The 15,952-nt window shown below is 68.7% G+C and carries 15 protein-coding genes; 9 read left to right on the top strand and 6 right to left on the bottom strand.

What is annotated here, in order from left to right; all coding sequences use genetic code 11:
- Positions 1-110 precede the first annotated feature (110 nt).
- Positions 111-1,145, bottom strand: coding sequence for an AraC family transcriptional regulator (locus tag DIE23_RS32480; RefSeq protein WP_124616098.1), 1,035 nt, complete (start codon positions 1,143-1,145; stop codon positions 111-113).
- A 137-nt stretch (positions 1,146-1,282) separates the two neighbouring features.
- Between DIE23_RS32480 and DIE23_RS32475 the strand changes: the two genes are divergently transcribed.
- The 6 genes from DIE23_RS32475 to DIE23_RS32450 all read left to right on the top strand — a co-directional run bounded on the left by DIE23_RS32475 (position 1,283) and on the right by DIE23_RS32450 (position 8,900).
- Positions 1,283-2,416: an acyl-CoA dehydrogenase family protein gene (locus tag DIE23_RS32475; RefSeq protein ID WP_124616096.1), complete on the top strand. Its 1,134-nt coding sequence runs from the start codon at positions 1,283-1,285 to the stop codon at positions 2,414-2,416.
- 293 nt (positions 2,417-2,709) lie between these two features.
- Positions 2,710-4,416, top strand: a complete 1,707-nt coding sequence (locus DIE23_RS32470; protein WP_124616094.1) for an AMP-binding protein — start codon at positions 2,710-2,712, stop codon at positions 4,414-4,416.
- A 109-nt stretch (positions 4,417-4,525) separates the two neighbouring features.
- Positions 4,526-6,055, top strand: a complete 1,530-nt coding sequence (locus DIE23_RS32465) for a CoA-acylating methylmalonate-semialdehyde dehydrogenase (protein WP_124616092.1) — start codon at positions 4,526-4,528, stop codon at positions 6,053-6,055.
- A gap of 18 nt (positions 6,056-6,073) precedes the next feature.
- Positions 6,074-6,976, top strand: coding sequence for a 3-hydroxyisobutyrate dehydrogenase (gene mmsB / locus DIE23_RS32460; RefSeq protein WP_124616090.1), 903 nt, complete (start codon positions 6,074-6,076; stop codon positions 6,974-6,976).
- Positions 6,973-7,764: an enoyl-CoA hydratase gene (locus DIE23_RS32455; protein ID WP_124616088.1), complete on the top strand. Its 792-nt coding sequence runs from the start codon at positions 6,973-6,975 to the stop codon at positions 7,762-7,764. Before mmsB ends, DIE23_RS32455 begins: the two co-directional genes overlap by 4 nt.
- Positions 7,761-8,900 (top strand): enoyl-CoA hydratase/isomerase family protein, encoded by a 1,140-nt coding sequence (locus tag DIE23_RS32450; RefSeq protein WP_124616085.1) that lies wholly within the window; start codon positions 7,761-7,763, stop codon positions 8,898-8,900. The genes DIE23_RS32455 and DIE23_RS32450 overlap by 4 nt, the downstream gene beginning before the upstream one ends.
- A 67-nt stretch (positions 8,901-8,967) precedes the next feature.
- Here the strand turns inward: DIE23_RS32450 and DIE23_RS32445 are convergent, their stop codons facing one another.
- The gene (locus DIE23_RS32445; protein WP_124616083.1) at positions 8,968-9,873 is read right to left on the bottom strand and encodes a LysR family transcriptional regulator; all 906 of its coding nucleotides are present in this window, start codon (positions 9,871-9,873) and stop codon (positions 8,968-8,970) included.
- Positions 9,874-10,057: 184 nt separating this feature from the next.
- On the opposite strand from DIE23_RS32445, the gene DIE23_RS32440 reads away from it, so the two are divergent.
- The gene (locus tag DIE23_RS32440) at positions 10,058-11,596 is read left to right on the top strand and encodes an MFS transporter (RefSeq protein WP_124616081.1); all 1,539 of its coding nucleotides are present in this window, start codon (positions 10,058-10,060) and stop codon (positions 11,594-11,596) included.
- A 163-nt stretch (positions 11,597-11,759) separates the two neighbouring features.
- On the opposite strand, the gene DIE23_RS32435 is transcribed toward DIE23_RS32440, so the two are convergent.
- The 3 genes from DIE23_RS32435 to DIE23_RS40485 all read right to left on the bottom strand — a co-directional run bounded on the left by DIE23_RS32435 (position 11,760) and on the right by DIE23_RS40485 (position 13,207).
- Positions 11,760-12,341: an HD domain-containing protein gene (locus DIE23_RS32435; RefSeq protein WP_124616079.1), complete on the bottom strand. Its 582-nt coding sequence runs from the start codon at positions 12,339-12,341 to the stop codon at positions 11,760-11,762.
- Between the two features lie 108 nt (positions 12,342-12,449).
- The gene (locus tag DIE23_RS32430) at positions 12,450-13,007 is read right to left on the bottom strand and encodes a helix-turn-helix transcriptional regulator (protein WP_124616077.1); all 558 of its coding nucleotides are present in this window, start codon (positions 13,005-13,007) and stop codon (positions 12,450-12,452) included.
- 71 nt (positions 13,008-13,078) lie between these two features.
- Positions 13,079-13,207, bottom strand: a complete 129-nt coding sequence (locus DIE23_RS40485) for a hypothetical protein (protein ID WP_260436271.1) — start codon at positions 13,205-13,207, stop codon at positions 13,079-13,081.
- A gap of 335 nt (positions 13,208-13,542) precedes the next feature.
- Here DIE23_RS40485 and DIE23_RS32420 point away from each other — a divergent pair, with 335 nt between their 5' ends.
- Both DIE23_RS32420 and DIE23_RS32415 read left to right on the top strand, forming a co-directional pair.
- Positions 13,543-14,946, top strand: coding sequence for an HdeD family acid-resistance protein (locus DIE23_RS32420; RefSeq protein ID WP_124616074.1), 1,404 nt, complete (start codon positions 13,543-13,545; stop codon positions 14,944-14,946).
- Positions 14,947-15,041: 95 nt separating this feature from the next.
- On the top strand, positions 15,042-15,620 hold the full coding sequence (locus tag DIE23_RS32415) for a hypothetical protein (RefSeq protein WP_124616072.1): 579 nt from the start codon (positions 15,042-15,044) through the stop codon (positions 15,618-15,620).
- A gap of 62 nt (positions 15,621-15,682) precedes the next feature.
- Here the strand turns inward: DIE23_RS32415 and DIE23_RS32410 are convergent, their stop codons facing one another.
- On the bottom strand, positions 15,683-15,880 hold the full coding sequence (locus DIE23_RS32410; protein WP_124616070.1) for a hypothetical protein: 198 nt from the start codon (positions 15,878-15,880) through the stop codon (positions 15,683-15,685).
- Positions 15,881-15,952: the final 72 nt, after the last annotated feature.

Raw genomic sequence — 15,952 nt, 5'->3', positions numbered from 1 at the left:
GGCGGCGCGCGGCCGCACGCCGTCCGGCTCGCGGAAAGGGCGTTGGCCCGATATTTGAAGCTTAGGCGGTTTCGGCGGAAAGCGCGAAGGCGGGGCCGCCGGTCGTCCGCTCAGCCGGCGCCGCCGCCTCGCGCGAGCGCTTCTTCCCGGTACTCGGCCGGGCTGCGCCCGCTCCATTTGCGAAACGCGCGGTAGAACGCGCTCGGTTCCGCGAAACCGGTGGCGGCCGCAACGTCGGCGATGGTCCGCGCCGGATCGGCCAGCGCCTCGAACGCGAGGTCGCGCCGCAGCGTGTCCTTGATCGACTGGTATGCGTGGCCTTCCTGGTGCAGCTTGCGGCGCAGTGTCGCCTCGGCCACGTGCAGCCGCGCGGCCATCCCGCCCGCACCGGGCCACGACGCGGGCGGCATCCCGCGCAGCACGGTGCGCACTCGCTGCGCGAGCGCGTTCGGGTTGCGGTACTTGACGATGAAGCTGGCCGGTGCGTTGCGCAGGAACGCCTTCAGTGTCTTCGCGTTCTGCACGACCGGCAGCGTCGCGAATTCGGGATCGAAATCGACATACGAATCGGGCTGGTTGAACCGCATGTCGTCGCACAGCATCGACGGGTATTCATGGTCGGTCGGCGGCGTGTCGCAGCGAAAGCTCGCGTGCAGCAGCGGGATGCGTCGCCCGATCAACCAGCAGGTGAGCCCGTACACGATGATGAAATAGGTCGCGTACGTGAACATCGCGGGCGCCGCGGCGCTGTTGCGGTGCACGAAGCGCAGCCGCACGCGCTGCGGGTTGGCGTCGAGCTCCGCGTGCAGGTCGTCGAGCACGCAGTGCATGAAATTCACCGCGCGCGCCATCGCGTGCAGCCCGTCCTGCGCGGACAGCGCGGCCTGGCTCATCGCAATGAAGCTGCCGCTGCGCATCGGGTGGCGATCCTGCCCGAAAAACTCGTCGTCGAGCGCGCGTGCAATGGCGTTCCACAACGCGCCGTATTGCTGCGCGGACACCCGCGCACGCGGCTGCGCGAGCAGCGCGGGCGCGATGCCGGCCTGCGCAAGCAGCGGCTCGGCCGAGACGCCGCGCCGGGTGGCGAGCGCGACGCTGTAGGCGACGAGGCTGATCGCGACGGTTCCCTTGTCTTCCTGCTTCATCGAAGCCGCCGGTATGGCAAAAACGCTCAGTGTAAATGAGCGGCGCGAGCATCGAACAGTCGCGCGTGCTTGCCTACACTTGTTGCATCGAAACGGAAGGTCGGTCGCGGCACGCGGCCGCGGGAGACAGCAGCGCCATGGACGAGCTTTACACCGAAGACCAGCGGATGATCCGCGACGCCGCGCGCGCTTTTGCCACCGAGGTGCTGGCACCGAACGCCGCGCAGTGGGACCACGACGCGCACCTGCCAGACGCCGTCGTCGCGCAGCTCGGCGAACTCGGCCTGCTCGGGATGATCGTGCCGCAGGAGCTGGGCGGCGCCTATACGGATTACGTCGCCTACGCGCTGGCGATGGAGGAGATCGCGGCCGGCGACGCCGCGTGCGCGACGCTGATGAGCGTGCACAACTCGGTCGGCTGCGGGCCGATCCTCGGCTTCGGCACGCCCGCGCAGAAGGATCGCTGGCTGGCCGAGATGGCGGCGGGCCGCATCATCGGCGCGTTCTGCCTGACCGAGCCGCAGGCCGGCTCCGAGGCGAACAACCTGCGCACGCGGGCGGAACTGCGCGACGGCAAGTGGGTGCTGAACGGCGCGAAGCAGTTCGTGACCAACGGCCAGCGCGCCGGGGTCGCGATCGTTTTTGCCATGACCGACCCGGAAGCCGGCAAGCGCGGTATTTCCGCGTTCCTGGTGCCGACCGACACGCCGGGCTTCATCGTCGGCAAGCCCGAAAAGAAGATGGGCATCCGCGCATCGGACACGTGCGCGATCACGTTCGAGAACTGCGCGATTCCGGAAGAGAACCTGCTCGGCAATCGCGGCGAAGGGCTGAAGATCGCGCTGTCCAACCTCGAAGGCGGGCGCATCGGCATCGCCGCGCAGGCACTGGGCATCGCGCGTGCCGCGTTCGACAAGGCACGCCGCTATGCAGGCGAGCGCGTGCAGTTCGGCAAGCCGATCGCGGAGCACCAGGCGATCCAGCAGAAGCTCGCCGACATGGCCACGCAGATCAACGCGGCGCGCCTGCTCGTGCATCACGCGGCGAAGCTGCGCACGGCCGGGCTGCCGTGCCTGTCGGAAGCATCGCAGGCGAAGCTGTTCGCGTCCGAGATGGCCGAGCGCGTGTGTTCGGATGCGATCCAGATCCACGGCGGCTACGGCTACCTCGTCGATTACGAAGTCGAGCGTCATTATCGCGATGCGCGCATCACGCAGATTTACGAGGGCACCAGCGAAGTGCAGCGGATGGTGATCGCACGACAGCTTTGAGTCGCGGCGCGCTCCATCCGACACCACGCAAATCAATAAGCCGGCAAACAAGGAAGGCACGAGGGCAGCGCGGCAAACGCGGCACGCAACGACGTGACCGTGCGCCGCGCAACACGGAACCGGGCATGCGCTGCAGCACCTGCGCCGGTTGACCGCTGGGCATGGAGACTGGAGACATACCAGGGCATGGGGCCAGCATAAGTGCTAAAGCACTAACGCTGGGCCGACCGCACAAGGCATGGGGCCAGCGTAAGTGCTAAAGCACTAACGCTGGGCCGACAGGAGACGACACGATGACCGTACAGGCATTCCTGGACGCACGCGACTTTCTGCTGCGCCATCGCACCGACTACGAAACCGCTTACCGCGATTTCGAATGGCCGGTGCTCGATGCGTTCAACTGGGCGCTCGACTACTTCGACCCGATGGCGCGCGGCAACGACAAGCCCGCGCTATGGATCGTCGACGCGGCGACCGGTACGGGCGACCCGTATTCGTTCGCGCGGATGTCCGAGCGCTCGTCGCGGATCGCGAACTGGCTGCGCGGCATCGGCGTCGTGCGCGGCGACCGGATCCTGCTGATGTTGCCGAACCGTGTCGAGCTGTGGGACGCGATGCTCGCCGCGATGAAGCTCGGCGCGATCGTGCTGCCCGCGACCACGCAACTGTCGGCCGACGACGTGCGCGATCGCGTGCAGATCGGCGGCGCGACCTACGCGATCGTCGACGAGAACGAAACCGCCAAGTTCGAACAGGCCGATCTCGGCCTCAAGCAGAAAATCGTCGCCGGTGCGCCGCGGGACGGCTGGCTCGCGATGAACGACGGCTACGCGGCGAGCGCCGTATTCGAGCCGGACGCCGTCACGCAGTCGAACGAATCGATGCTGCTGTACTTCACGTCGGGCACGACGTCGAAGCCGAAGCTCGTCGAGCATACGCACCGCACCTATCCGGTCGGGCACCTGTCGACGATGTACTGGGTCGGCCTGCAGCCGGGCGACATCCACTGGAACATCAGCTCGCCGGGCTGGGCGAAGCATGCGTGGAGCTGCTTCTTCGCGCCGTGGAATGCGCAGGCGTGCGTGTTCGTGTTCAACTACGCGCGCTTCGAGCCGAAGGCGGTGCTCGATGCGCTCGTCAAATACCAGGTGACCACGCTGTGTGCGCCGCCGACCGTGTGGCGCATGCTCGTGCAGCAGCCGCTCGCGTCGTTCGACGTGAAGCTGCGCGAGATCGTCGGCGCGGGCGAGCCGCTGAATCCCGAGATCATCGAGCGCGTGAAGAAGGCGTGGGGCATCACGATTCGCGATGGCTATGGCCAGACCGAGACGACCTGCCTGATCGGCAATACGCCGGGCCAGCCGGTCGTCGCGGGCTCGATGGGGCGGCCGCTGCCCGGCTACCGGATCGCGTTGCTCGACCCGGACGGCGCACCCGTCGGCGAAGGCGAGGTCGCGCTGCCGATCGGCGCCGGCGTGACGCGCCCGGTCGGGCTGATGACCGGCTATGCGAACAATCCCGACGCGACGGCCCACGCGATGCGCGACGGTCATTACCGCACGTCGGACATCGCGATGCGCGGCGACGACGGCTACTACGTGTACATCGGCCGCGCGGATGACGTGTTCAAGTCGTCCGACTACCGGCTGAGCCCGTTCGAACTGGAAAGCGTGCTGATCGAGCATCCGGCGATCGCGGAAGCGGCCGTCGTGCCGAGCCCGGACCCGGTGCGGCTGTCGGTGCCGAAGACGTTCATCACGTTGCGCCAGGGCTACGAGGAAAGCCCCGCGCTCGCGCTGGAGATCTTCCGCTTCTCGCGCGAGAAGCTCGCGCCGTACAAGCGCATTCGTCGCCTGCAATTCGCGGAGTTGCCGAAGACCATCTCGGGAAAGATCCGCCGCGTCGAGCTTCGCCGCCGCGAGATCGAGCGCGGCGACGATGCGAGCACGCGGATGCCCGGCGAATACTGGGAAGAAGATTTCGCCGCGGAACTGAAATGACCGGCCGCGGGCTGTGCGCGCCGCATGCCGCGGCCGCCGCCCGCAGCCTGATTGAACCGGCCGCGCGGCGCCTCCGCGCTACGCGGTCCACTGCAAGGAGAGTGCATCGATGAACGCGAATCCGACGCCCCAGACGGGGCAAGACGTGCCGACGGTCAAGCTGCTGATCGACGGCGCCTTCGTCGAGTCCACCACGAGCGAGTGGCGCGACATCGTCAACCCCGCGACGCAGCAGGTCCTCGCGCGAGTGCCGTTCGCGACCGTCGCGGAAGTCGACGCGGCGGTGCAGGCCGCGCATGCCGCGTATGCGACGTGGAAGAACATGCCGATCTCCGCGCGCATGCGCATCATGCTGAAGTTCCAGGATCTCGTGCGTGCGAACCAGCAGCGCATCGCGAAGACGCTGACGGCCGAGCAGGGCAAGACACTGCCCGACGCCGAAGGCGACATCTTCCGCGGCCTCGAGGTGGTCGAGCACGCGTGCTCGGTCGGCACGCTGCAGCTCGGCGAATTCGCGGAGAACGTCGCGGGCGGCGTCGACACCTATACGCTGCGCCAGCCGCTCGGCGTGTGCGCGGGCATCACGCCGTTCAACTTCCCCGCGATGATCCCGCTGTGGATGTTCCCGATGGCGATCGTGTGCGGCAACACGTTCGTGCTGAAGCCGTCCGAGCAGGATCCGATGTCGACGATGGAACTCGTCGAACTGGCCATCGAAGCCGGCGTGCCGAAGGGCGTGCTGAACGTCGTGCACGGCGGCAAGGAGGTCGTCGACGCGATCTGCACGCATCCGCTCGTGAAGGCGATCTCGTTCGTTGGTTCGACGGCCGTCGGCACGCACGTGTACAACCTCGGCAGCCAGCACGGCAAGCGCGTGCAATCGATGATGGGCGCGAAGAACCACGCGATCGTGCTGCCCGACGCGAACCGCGAGCAGGCGATCAACGCGCTGGTCGGTGCGGGCTTCGGCGCGGCGGGCCAGCGCTGCATGGCGACCTCCGTCGCGGTGCTCGTCGGCAACGCACGCGACTGGTTGCCGGACATCGTCGAGAAGGCGAAGGCGCTGAAGGTCAACGCGGGCTCGCAAGCGGGCACCGACGTCGGGCCCGTGGTGTCGCGCGGTGCGAAGGCGCGCATCCTGTCGCTGATCGATGTGGGCATCAAGGAAGGCGCGAAGCTCGAGCTCGACGGCCGCGATGTGAAGGTCGCCGGCTTCGAGGAGGGCAACTTCATCGGCCCGACGATCTTCTCCGGCGTGAAGCCCGACATGACGGTCTATACGCATGAAATCTTCGGGCCGGTGCTGGTCGTGATGGAAGTCGACACGCTCGACGAAGCGATCGCGCTCGTCAACGCGAACCCGATGGGCAACGGCGTGGGCATCTTCACGCAGAGCGGCGCGGCGGCACGCAAGTTCCAGAGCGAGATCGACGTCGGCCAGGTCGGCATCAACATCCCGATTCCGGTGCCGGTGCCGTTCTTCAGCTTCACCGGGTCGCGCGGCTCGAAGCTCGGCGATCTCGGCCCGTACGGCAAGCAGGTCGTGCAGTTCTATACGCAGACCAAGACGGTCACCGCGCGCTGGTTCGACGACGACGCGACGGCCGGCCCGGTGAACACGACGATCCGGCTGCATTGAGCCGCGGAGGACATGACCATGAAGATCGGTTTTATCGGACTGGGCCACATGGGTGCGCCGATGGCGCTGAACCTGTTGAAGGCCGGCCATGAAGTGCATGCGTTCGACCTGAGCGCCGACGCATTGCGCGCGTTGCAGGACGCCGGCGCGCAGGTGGCCGCATCGCCGCGCGACGCGGCATCGGGTGCGACGTTCGTGATCACGATGCTGCCGGCCGCGCCGCATGTGCGCTCGGTGCTCGCCGGCGAGAACGGCGTGCTGGCCGGCCTCGACGCCGGCGCGACCGTGATCGATTCGAGCACGATCGACCCGGCAAGCGCGCAGGCGTTCGGCGCGCTCGTGCGCGAGCGCGGCGGTGCGTTCGTCGATGCGCCGGTGTCGGGCGGCACCGGTGGCGCGGCGGCCGGCACGCTGACCTTCATGGTCGGCGGCAGCGATGCGGATTTCGAGCGCGTGAAGCCGGTGCTCGCCGGCATGGGCAAGAATATCGTCCACTGTGGCGCGACGGGGATGGGGCAGGTCGCGAAGGTCTGCAACAACCTCGTGCTCGGCATCTCGATGGCGGCCGTGTCGGAGGCGATGTCGCTCGGTGTCGCGCTCGGCATCGACCCGAAGGTGCTGGCCGGCATCGTCAACACGTCGACGGGTCGCTGCTGGAGTTCGGACACCTACAACCCGTATCCGGGCGTGATCGAGACCGCGCCGTCGTCGCGCGGCTACAGCGGCGGCTTCGGCACCGACCTGATGCTGAAGGATCTCGGCCTCGCCAACGACGCCGCGAAGCAGGCGCGCCAGCCGGTTTATCTCGGCGCGCTCGCGCAGCAGCTGTACCAGACGATGAGCAGCCGCGGCGACGGGCAACTCGATTTCTCGGCGGTGATCCGCCTGTACCAACCCGCCACGAAGAAGGACGCCTCATGATCGAACTGGACTACGTCGACGACGGCGCGATCGCGTGCGCGACGCTCAAGCGTCCGCCCGCGAACGCCTTTACCGCCGACGGGCTGCGGCAGTTGCAGGAAACCGTCGCCGCATTGAACGCGAACCCGCGCGTGCGCGCGCTGGTGATCACCGGCGACGGCCCGAAGTTCTTCAGCGCGGGCGCCGACCTCAACACGTTCGCCGACGGCGACCGCGCGGTCGCGCGCGCGATGGCCGCGCGTTTCGGCGCGGCGTTCGAGGCGCTGCACGACGCGCGCGTCGTGACGATCGCGGCGATCAACGGCTATGCGATGGGCGGCGGCCTCGAATGCGCGCTCGCGTGCGACTTGCGGATCGCCGAGACGCACGCGCAGATGGCGCTGCCCGAGCCGTCGGTCGGCCTGCTGCCGTGCGGGCTCGGCACGCAGACGCTGCCCTGGCTCGTCGGTGAAGGCTGGGCGAAGAAGATCATCCTGGCCGGCACGCGTGTCGACGCGGCGACGGCACTCAGGATCGGCCTCGTCGAGGACGTGGTCGAAAGCGGCGCGGCCCGCGATGCGGCGCTGGCGCTCGCGCGCAACGTCGCGCGGCAGAGCCCGCATGCGGTCGCGTACAGCAAGGAGCTGATCGGCCTCGCGCGCCGCGGCGTGCCGCGCGGCGCGGCGCTTGCAGTCGAGCGCGAACGCTTCGTCGACCTGTTCGACACGAACGATCCGCGCGAAGGCGTGGCCGCGTTTCTCGGCAAGCGCGCGCCGCAATGGCATACCGATGGAGAGCCGCAACGATGAGCACACCGGTGACGACTCACGACAGTTTCGCGCAACCCGCGCCGGAGGTGCTGTTCCGCGTGGTGAACCGCGTGGCGCTCATTACGCTGAACCGGCCGGCCGCACTCAATGCGTTGTCCTATCCGATGATCGGCGAGCTGGCTGCGCTGCTCGAACGCTGCCGCACCGACGACCAGATCGTCGCGGTCGTGCTGCGCGGCGCGGGCGAGAAGGGCTTCTGCGCGGGCGGCGACGTGCGCGCGCTGTACAGGATGGTGGCGCAGCGCGAAACCTGGCTGCCGTTCTTCGTCGACGAATACCGGCTCGACTACGCGATCCACACGTTCCCGAAGCCGGTGGTCGCGCTGATGGACGGCGTGACGATGGGCGGCGGGATGGGGCTTGCGCAAGGCGCGGCGCTGCGCGTCGCGACCGAGCGCAGCAAGATCGCGATGCCGGAAACGCGCATCGGTCTCGTGCCCGACGTCGGCGCGACGCATTTCCTGTCGCGCATGCCGGTCGAGCTCGAGCTGTACGTGGGGCTGACGGGCGCGATGCTGTCGGGCGCCGATGCGCTGACCGCGAAGCTCGCGGACCTGTGCGTGCCGTCGTCATGGCTCGATACGTTCGAGACGCGCATCGAGAGCGTCAAGTGGGACGGCGACGTACTGCCGGCGCTGCGCAAGGTGTTCGAGCCGCCGTGCAACGTCGTGCCGCATGCGGCGCTCGACACGCAGATGGCGTGGATCGTCCGTCACTTCGACAAGCGCTCGACGGTCGAGCGGATCGTCGCGACGCTGAAGCAGGATCTCGCGCGTGACGAGCTGGCGCGCGAGCACCGTCAATGGCTGCAGGCGACGCTCGATGCGCTGACCGGCCATTCGCCGACGATGCTGTGCGTGACGCGCGAAGCGCTGCTGCGCGGCCGTCAGATGACGCTGGCCGAGTCGTTCCGGATGGAGCTCGGCATCGTGGCGCGCGCGATCGAGGAGGGCGACTTCCGCGAAGGCGTGCGCGCGCATCTCGTCGACAAGGATCGCAAGCCGCGCTGGGCACCGGCGTCGCTCGTCGAGCTGCGCGCCGAGCGCGTGCGGCATTTCCTGACGTCGCCGTGGAAGCTGTTCGCGCATCCGCTCGCCGATCTCGGCGCGGCGTGATGACGCGAAACCGACGCGCCCGTGCGGCGCGTCGGTTTCAACGCATTTCCCTTTTTCTCGCGTGCGCTCAGCGCTCGATCATCGGCGGCACCGCCTGCACGAGCGCGTCGATCATGCAGCGCGTCTTGCGCGGCAGGTAGCGCGTTTTCGGCCAGATCGCGTGGATGTCGCCTTCGCAGACGAAGCAGCGGTCGAGCACGACGACCATCTCGCCGCGCTTCACGTAATGATCGAGCAGCCAGCTCGGCAGCCACGCGATCCCGAACCCCGATGCGCCGGCCGCCGCGATCGCCTGCACGTCGTCGAAACTGAGCTGGTGCGGCATGTCGATACGCACCGTCGAGCCGTCCGGTGCACGCAGGTCCCACGGCTGCGCGACGCCCGAACGTGAATACGCGATCGTCCGGTGGTGCTTCAGGTCGTCGAGCGATTGCGGGGTCCCGTAGCGCGCGAGATACGACGGCGCCGCGCCGAGGCTCCCGTATTGCGTGCCGAGCCGCCGCACCGCGAGGCTCGTGCTGTCCGCGAGCGGGCCGATCCGCACCGCGAGGTCGATGCCTTCCTCGACCAGGTCGACGAAACGGTCGGTGATCGACACGTCGATCCGCAGGTGCGGATAGGTGCGTGCAAGATCCAGCACGATCGGCGTCACGCAGTGATGCCCGAACGCGAGCGGCGCGCTCAGCCGCAGCTTGCCGCGCGCTTCGTTGCGGCCGCAATCGAGATCGGCTTCCGCCGCTTCGAGTTCCGACAGCGCGCGCACGCAGCGGTCGTAGTACGCCTGGCCGTCGTCGGTCAGGCTCTGGCTGCGCGTCGTGCGCTGCAGCAGCCGCGCGCCGAGCCGCTTCTCGAGCCGTGCGATCGCCTTGCCGACCGCCGAGCGCGTCATGTCGAGCCGCTCCGCGGCCAGCGCGAAGCTGCCGGATTCCACTACCTGGACGAAGGTCGTGACGCCGTCGAGTCTGTCGGTCATGGCGGGATGGGTTGATGGTTGATTGCGTCCTGTGATTCCCCAGTCCGGAGAAATGGACGCGTCAATGGGGAGGGGAATTCTCACTATAGTACCGATTCCCGTCCAGCGTGCGTTGCCGGCCGCACGCGGCGCATCCCTCTCACCTGGAGGCGCGCGGCCTGTCGCGGGCCGTCGCGCAATACGCATGACCCTATCCGACTCCCGCAGGAATGCGGTCGCGCTCGCGGCCGTCTGTCTCACGTCGCTGATGTTCGGGCTCGAGATCTCGAGCGTGCCGGTGATCCTGCCGACGCTCGAACACGTGCTGCATGGCGACTTCAACGGCATGCAGTGGATCATGAACGCGTACACGATCGCGTGCACGACGGTGCTGATGGCGGCCGGCACGCTCGCCGACCGGTTCGGCCGCAAGCGCGTGTACGTGATCGGCACCGTGCTGTTCGGCGCGACGTCGTTGCTGTGCGGGCTCGCGCCGAACGTGCCGGTGCTGGTCGCGGGCCGGCTGCTGCAGGGCGCGAGCGGCGGCGCGATGCTGATCTGCCAGATCGCGGTGCTGTCGCACCAGTTCCGCGAGGGCCGCGAGCGCGGCCGCGCGTTCGGGATCTGGGGGATCGTGTTCGGGATCGGTCTCGGCTTCGGGCCGATCGTCGGCGGCGCGATCGTCGCGGCGGCGAGCTGGCCGTGGGTGTTCCTCGTGCATGCGCCGCTCGCGGCCGTCGCGCTCGTGCTGATCGGCGGCGCGGTACAGGAGTCGCTCGATCCGCATGCGGGCACGCTCGACGTCGCGGGCATCGTCACGCTGTCGCTCGCCGTGCTCGGTCTCGCGTTTTACATCACGCAGAGCGCGGCGTTGGGGCTCACGAGCGCGGCCGGCCTCGGCGTGCTTGGCGCGACCGTGCTCGCGCTGGCCGGCTTCGTCGTCGCGGAGCGCGTGAGCGCGCGGCCGATGTTCGACTTCTCCGTGTTCCGGATTCGCGCGTTCACCGGCGCGATCTTCGGCTCGATGGGGATGAACTTCAGCTTCTGGCCGTTCATGATCTACCTGCCGATCTGGTTCCAGGTCGCGCTCGGCTACGACAGCGTGACGGCCGGTCTCGCGCTGCTCGCGTACACGCTGCCGACGCTGGTCGCGCCGCCGGTCGGCGAGCGGCTCGCGCTGCGCTACGGGCCGGGCGTCGTGATTCCGGGCGGCCTGTTCACGATCGCGGCCGGCTTCGTGCTGATGCGGATCGGCAGCGGCGTCGAGCACGCCAGCTGGCTCACGATGCTGCCCGGCTGCGTGATCGCCGGCATCGGGCTCGGGCTCACCAACACGCCGGTCACGAACACGACGACGGGCGCGGTGCCGAGCGCGCGGGCCGGGATGGCGTCGGGCATCGACATGAGCGCCCGGATGATCTCGCTCGCGCTGAACATCGCGACGATGGGCTTCGTGCTGGTCGCGGGGATCGTCGCGAGCCTGAAGGCCGGTGTTGCGGGGGCGGTCGATGCGGGGGCGCTGCGCACGCTGGCGCAGGAGATCGCGTCGGGCCGCACCGACGGGCTGCAGGCAATTGCACCGGCGCTCGCCAAGGCCGACCCGGCCGGCACGGCGCTGCACGCGGCGCTGGTGCACGGGTTCGGCTGGGTGATGGTGTATGGGGCGGCCGGCGTGGCCGTGCTCGCGACCGCGAGTGCGGTGGCGTTCGCGCCGGCGCGGCGCAGGGCGGTGGTGTGTGAATGATGCGTGCGGCGTGTGCGGCGTGATGCGTCGTTACCGCCGCGCAGCCGCGATCGCCGTCACTGGTCGATCGCGTTCCTCGTCGAGCGCGGGCATCGCGCGGCCCCCATTCGTTCAGGTGCGTGAGCACCTTGTGTGAATGCTGCCCGCGGTCGGTTCCGCGAGCTTACGCGCCGTCTCCGCGTGCGTGGATCCTGCGTTGCGTGTCCGCGTCGACGATCGCGCGGATCGCGCCGAATAGCGGCGCCGTGTCGGTGTAGCGCCGGCCGTAGCCGAGATTGAACGCGTAGTCGAAGTCGGGCGGATTGCTGCCCTGGTTGTGCTGCAGGATCGTCTCGAGCTTGTCGAGTGCCTTCGCGGCGCGCGCTTCCGGTGATGCCGTCGCCTCGTATTCGTCCCACAGTGCGACGATCTCGTCGCGCAGCGCGCGATCGAGCCCGGCCGTCAGTGTCAGCAGGTCGTCGCGCTCGTGCGTGCTCTTGTCCGGATGCGCGGCCTGCTCGATCGCGGGGATGTCGCCGTGCAGCGCTTCGCCGAGATCGTGGACGACGCACAGCTTCAGCAGCTTCAGCGTGTCGACGCCGGGCAGCGTGTCGGTGAACACGAGCGCCATCAGGCACAGCCGCCAGCTGTGCTCGGCCGTGCTTTCGGCGCGCCCGGTCGACGTATGGCCGCTGCGCAGCACGTCTTTCAGGCGTTCGGCTTCGCGCAGGAAATCGAGCCGCGCGTGGATCGTGTCGAGGTTCATGACTGGGGAATTGCTTGAATCGGGCCGTCAAGCGTACGCCGTGCGCACGCGCTGCGTCCACGCATGAAATATGCGTGCCGCGCTCGCGCCCGGCGACTGGCGCGCGTGCTACAGCGTTTCGACGAGCCGCGCGGCGGAACCGTCCGACAGCGTCATCCTCGTCCACCGGCAAGTGCTGCCGCGGATCGGCACGACGCGCGACGCATTGGCGCCGGTCGCGAATTCGACGCTCGGCGGCCCCGCGCGATCGTGCCAGCCGAGCGGGTCGAGCGCGGCTTCCATGCGGACGATTTCCGGCGACGCATAGCGCCACAGCGACGTGCCGAGCAGCGTCGGCAGCGGCCGCGACAACTCGGCCGCGCGCGACGGCGAGCAGGCGAGCAGACGGTGCGTGAGGTCGCACACGAGATGCATGCGGGCCGTGCTGCTCGCGATCAGCCGGGCGAGCGCGTGGTCGCCCGCCGAATCGAGCCGCGCGGCAAGCAACTGCTCCGCGGTCGCGCGCTCGTCGGGCGACATCTGCTGGATGCCGGCTTCCCAGCGCGAGATCGTCGATTGCGCGACGCCGAACAGGTCGGCCGCGTGGCTCTGCTTCACGCGGCGCAGCGTGCGCCAGCGCTTCAACTGCGGGCCGAGCGGCGGGGTATGAAGCGGCGAGGTCGTCATGTCGATGCTCCAGTTTGCGGTCGTGATGCGAGCGCGTGCATGGCAGGCGGCCGCACCGTCGGCGGCTGCCGTTAAATGATCCCCGGGCCGCCGTTCGCCTTGATCCCGACGACCGCGATCGGCACGAGCACGATGCCGCCCAGCACGAGCACGCCGTCGGCGGCGACCGTGACCGGCGTCGCGACGATCCGCAAGCCCATGCCGACCGCGGACGGCGATTCTCGCGAATCCGGCGCGCGTTGTCGAACGGGAAATCTGCCGCGGCAGCGGACGATATGCATGCCGGGTCCGACGGCAGGTCCGGGTACCCGGTGTCGCCGACGTCGCCCCGGAAGTGTTTTCGCCGGGCTTTCAACCGGCTCCACCATATCTTATTATTCGGCCAGAGCGGCGCGCCGGCCGCCATCGGTCATGTCGACGCATGACGCGCCGGTCAGCATGACCGCCTTCCGGCTTCCGCATCGCACGATGCGCCGTCGGGACGACAGGAGACGCGTGACCAGCGCGTATCCCGAAAAAACAATACGAGGGCGCGATGGTACGACTGGTCTTGCTGTTGCTGGGCATCGAATATCTGCGAACGCGCTGGCGCGGGCTGACCGTGCTGGGCTGGCTATGGGTCGTCGCGGGCGTCGGCATCTTCGTCGACGCGCTCGACGGTGCGCTGCATTTTCCGATCGAACTGTTCGCGTGGCTGTTCCTGATCGAGGGGCTCGCGACGCTCGCGGTGGCCGGCAGCGGCGTCGGCGGGCAGCGCATCCTGCGCTACGTGAAGGGCATCGCGGTCGTGGTGGCCGCCGCGCTCGTGTTCGCGGGTCATCATCACGGACACTTCCTGCTGTCGATGATCTTCGGCACGCTGTTCCTCGTCGACGGGCTGTTGCAGTGCACGTCCGCATGGATGGTGCGTTACCGGCGCTGGCACGTCGCGTTCGCGTGGGGCGTCGTCGAGATCCTGCTCGCGATCTTCTTCTACCAGCCCTATCCGACCCACTATGTGGGCACCGTGCCGTACTGCCTCGGCCTGCTGCTGATGTTCGGCGGGATGCACATGCTGAGCCTCGCCGCGCGCGTGCGGCGGCTGACGCGCAACCCCGCGTTCGTCACGTCGCCGGCGCCGGCGATCGTGCCCGACATCGACGCGGCGCCCGATATCCCGCGCTTCACGCAATCCGAATGGGACGGCCCGCCGGCCGATCACGAGCACGCGCTCACCGTGCACGTGTGGACGCCGACCGGCACGTCGAAGGCCGACGCCCAGCGCTATCCGGTGATCGACCGCTACATCGCGGCGGTGGACGTCAATGGCGTGATCTCGACCGGCCATGCGGCGCTGGAGTCGCCCGAGGGCATCTATATCAGCCTGTATCCGGCCGTCGAGATCGATCGTTCTCCGGACGAATTCACGCGGCTTCTGCGCGCGACGCGCGAGAACGACGTGCCGGGCCTGTTCCAGCCGGACTATGCGACCGAGTCGAAGGCGTGGTGTCCGTCGACCGTGCGCGTGCGGATCCGTAACTACGATCCGGCGAAGCTGGGCGCGTTCTGGTCGTCGTATCGGCAGACGGTCACGTACAACCTCACGCACCGCAACTGCTCGAGCACGGTGTCGAACGCGCTCGAAGCGGCACTCGACGGCGCGGTGTGGCGTCTCAAGGGCACGCGGGCCGGGTGGGGCGCATTCGTCCGGCTGCTGCTCACGCCCGAGCTGTGGGTCGCCGCCCAGATCCGCAAGCGTGCGGTGACGATGGCCTGGACGCCCGGTCTGACGCTCGACTATGCGCGCGCGCTCAGCATGCTCGCCGATCCGCGGCCGTTCGCATGGTGGAAGGTCGCGCGCTCGGCCGTGAAGGCGATCATGGCGTCGCGCCGCGCGTGGCGCGAGCAGGACAGCGCGGCGCTGTCGCCGGGTGGATCGGAAGCCGCATCGGTGAAATAATCGCGTGGCGCCGGATGAGGGCCCGGCGCGACAGGGGCCGCAGCCGTGCGATCCGGCGCCGCGGCCCGCCATCAGAACCTGCTTGACGAACAACAATGAACTCCACGAGCGCATTCCGCATCCTGATTCCCGTCTCCCTGGCGCTGGCGGGCGCCGGTCTCGTGCAGGCGAGCGCAGACGAGGTGCCGCGCATGAGCAATGACGTCTACCGGACGTCGGTGTCGTTCTGCTCGAACGTCGCGGCTGACGAGAAGATCGCATGCCAGGGCGACATGATCGCCGCGGGCAGCCGGATCGTCGCGGCGATCGGCGGCCTGCCGCCGTCGTCCGCCGTCACGATCGACGAAGCCGCGCGCGGCAGGCTGCCGGCGGCGGAGCGCAAGGGGCTCGCGCCCGTCGAGGCCGTCGCGATCGACAAGGACGACGATCTGGCCGGGCTGGCCGGCATGGTGCGGTTGTGCGACGTATACGAATCCGAACCGGCGTCGCGTGCGCGGCATCATGCGGCGCTGAAGCAGCAGGCGCCGGATGCGGCGCCGCGCGCCGAGGCGCTGCTGGCGGATGCGTCGACGGCGGCGCGTCAGCGCGTGAGCATCGGCGTGTGGCAGATTCTCGCGCTCGAGGGCCCGGATTCGGCCGCGCGCGCATGCACGCAGCTCGGTAGCGGGTCGTGAGCGCCGGTGTGCCCGTGGCGCGCCAGTGCCGATCGTTCGGTGTCCGTGACTGATCCGGACGGTCAGCCGCTCATGATCGTGGCCGGCCCGACCCGGATCGGCTTGCCCAGCCGGGTGGCCGTCACCATGGGGATGCTCCGTTTGAGGATGAAGGTGACGACAGGGTAGGCAGGCGTCGCAAGCCAGCGGTGGAAGGCAAGCGTCGGCGCCGGTGGTAACGGGCTCGGCGTTGCACTACGAATTCCTTCGTGCACCTTCATCAGTTGCTCCGAGAAACCTCGCCATTTCCCCCAAGGGGACTTCCTTCGGGGCGCATGGCGGGGAGGAAAGGA

It is taken from the genome of Burkholderia sp. Bp9143 (assembly GCF_003853645.1).
GTDB lineage: Bacteria > Pseudomonadota > Gammaproteobacteria > Burkholderiales > Burkholderiaceae > Burkholderia.
This window is presented reverse-complemented; position numbering and strand designations above follow the sequence as displayed.

Bases quoted from the DNA above. Each gene is read 5' to 3' on its own strand.
- mmsB (WP_124616090.1), top strand. From the start codon at position 6,074: ATGAAGATCGGTTTTATCGGACTGGGCCACATGGGTGCGCCGATGGCG.
- DIE23_RS32455 (WP_124616088.1), top strand. From the start codon at position 6,973: ATGATCGAACTGGACTACGTCGACGACGGCGCGATCGCGTGCGCGACG.
- DIE23_RS32420 (WP_124616074.1), top strand. From the start codon at position 13,543: ATGGTACGACTGGTCTTGCTGTTGCTGGGCATCGAATATCTGCGAACG.
- DIE23_RS32465 (WP_124616092.1), top strand. From the start codon at position 4,526: ATGAACGCGAATCCGACGCCCCAGACGGGGCAAGACGTGCCGACGGTC.
- DIE23_RS32435 (WP_124616079.1), bottom strand. From the start codon at position 12,341: ATGAACCTCGACACGATCCACGCGCGGCTCGATTTCCTGCGCGAAGCC.
- DIE23_RS32410 (WP_124616070.1), bottom strand. From the start codon at position 15,880: ATGAAGGTGCACGAAGGAATTCGTAGTGCAACGCCGAGCCCGTTACCA.
- DIE23_RS32470 (WP_124616094.1), top strand. From the start codon at position 2,710: ATGACCGTACAGGCATTCCTGGACGCACGCGACTTTCTGCTGCGCCAT.
- DIE23_RS32450 (WP_124616085.1), top strand. From the start codon at position 7,761: ATGAGCACACCGGTGACGACTCACGACAGTTTCGCGCAACCCGCGCCG.
- DIE23_RS32430 (WP_124616077.1), bottom strand. From the start codon at position 13,007: ATGACGACCTCGCCGCTTCATACCCCGCCGCTCGGCCCGCAGTTGAAG.
- DIE23_RS32445 (WP_124616083.1), bottom strand. From the start codon at position 9,873: ATGACCGACAGACTCGACGGCGTCACGACCTTCGTCCAGGTAGTGGAA.
- DIE23_RS32480 (WP_124616098.1), bottom strand. From the start codon at position 1,145: ATGAAGCAGGAAGACAAGGGAACCGTCGCGATCAGCCTCGTCGCCTAC.
- DIE23_RS32475 (WP_124616096.1), top strand. From the start codon at position 1,283: ATGGACGAGCTTTACACCGAAGACCAGCGGATGATCCGCGACGCCGCG.
- DIE23_RS32440 (WP_124616081.1), top strand. From the start codon at position 10,058: ATGACCCTATCCGACTCCCGCAGGAATGCGGTCGCGCTCGCGGCCGTC.
- DIE23_RS32415 (WP_124616072.1), top strand. From the start codon at position 15,042: ATGAACTCCACGAGCGCATTCCGCATCCTGATTCCCGTCTCCCTGGCG.
- DIE23_RS40485 (WP_260436271.1), bottom strand. From the start codon at position 13,207: ATGGGCTTGCGGATCGTCGCGACGCCGGTCACGGTCGCCGCCGACGGC.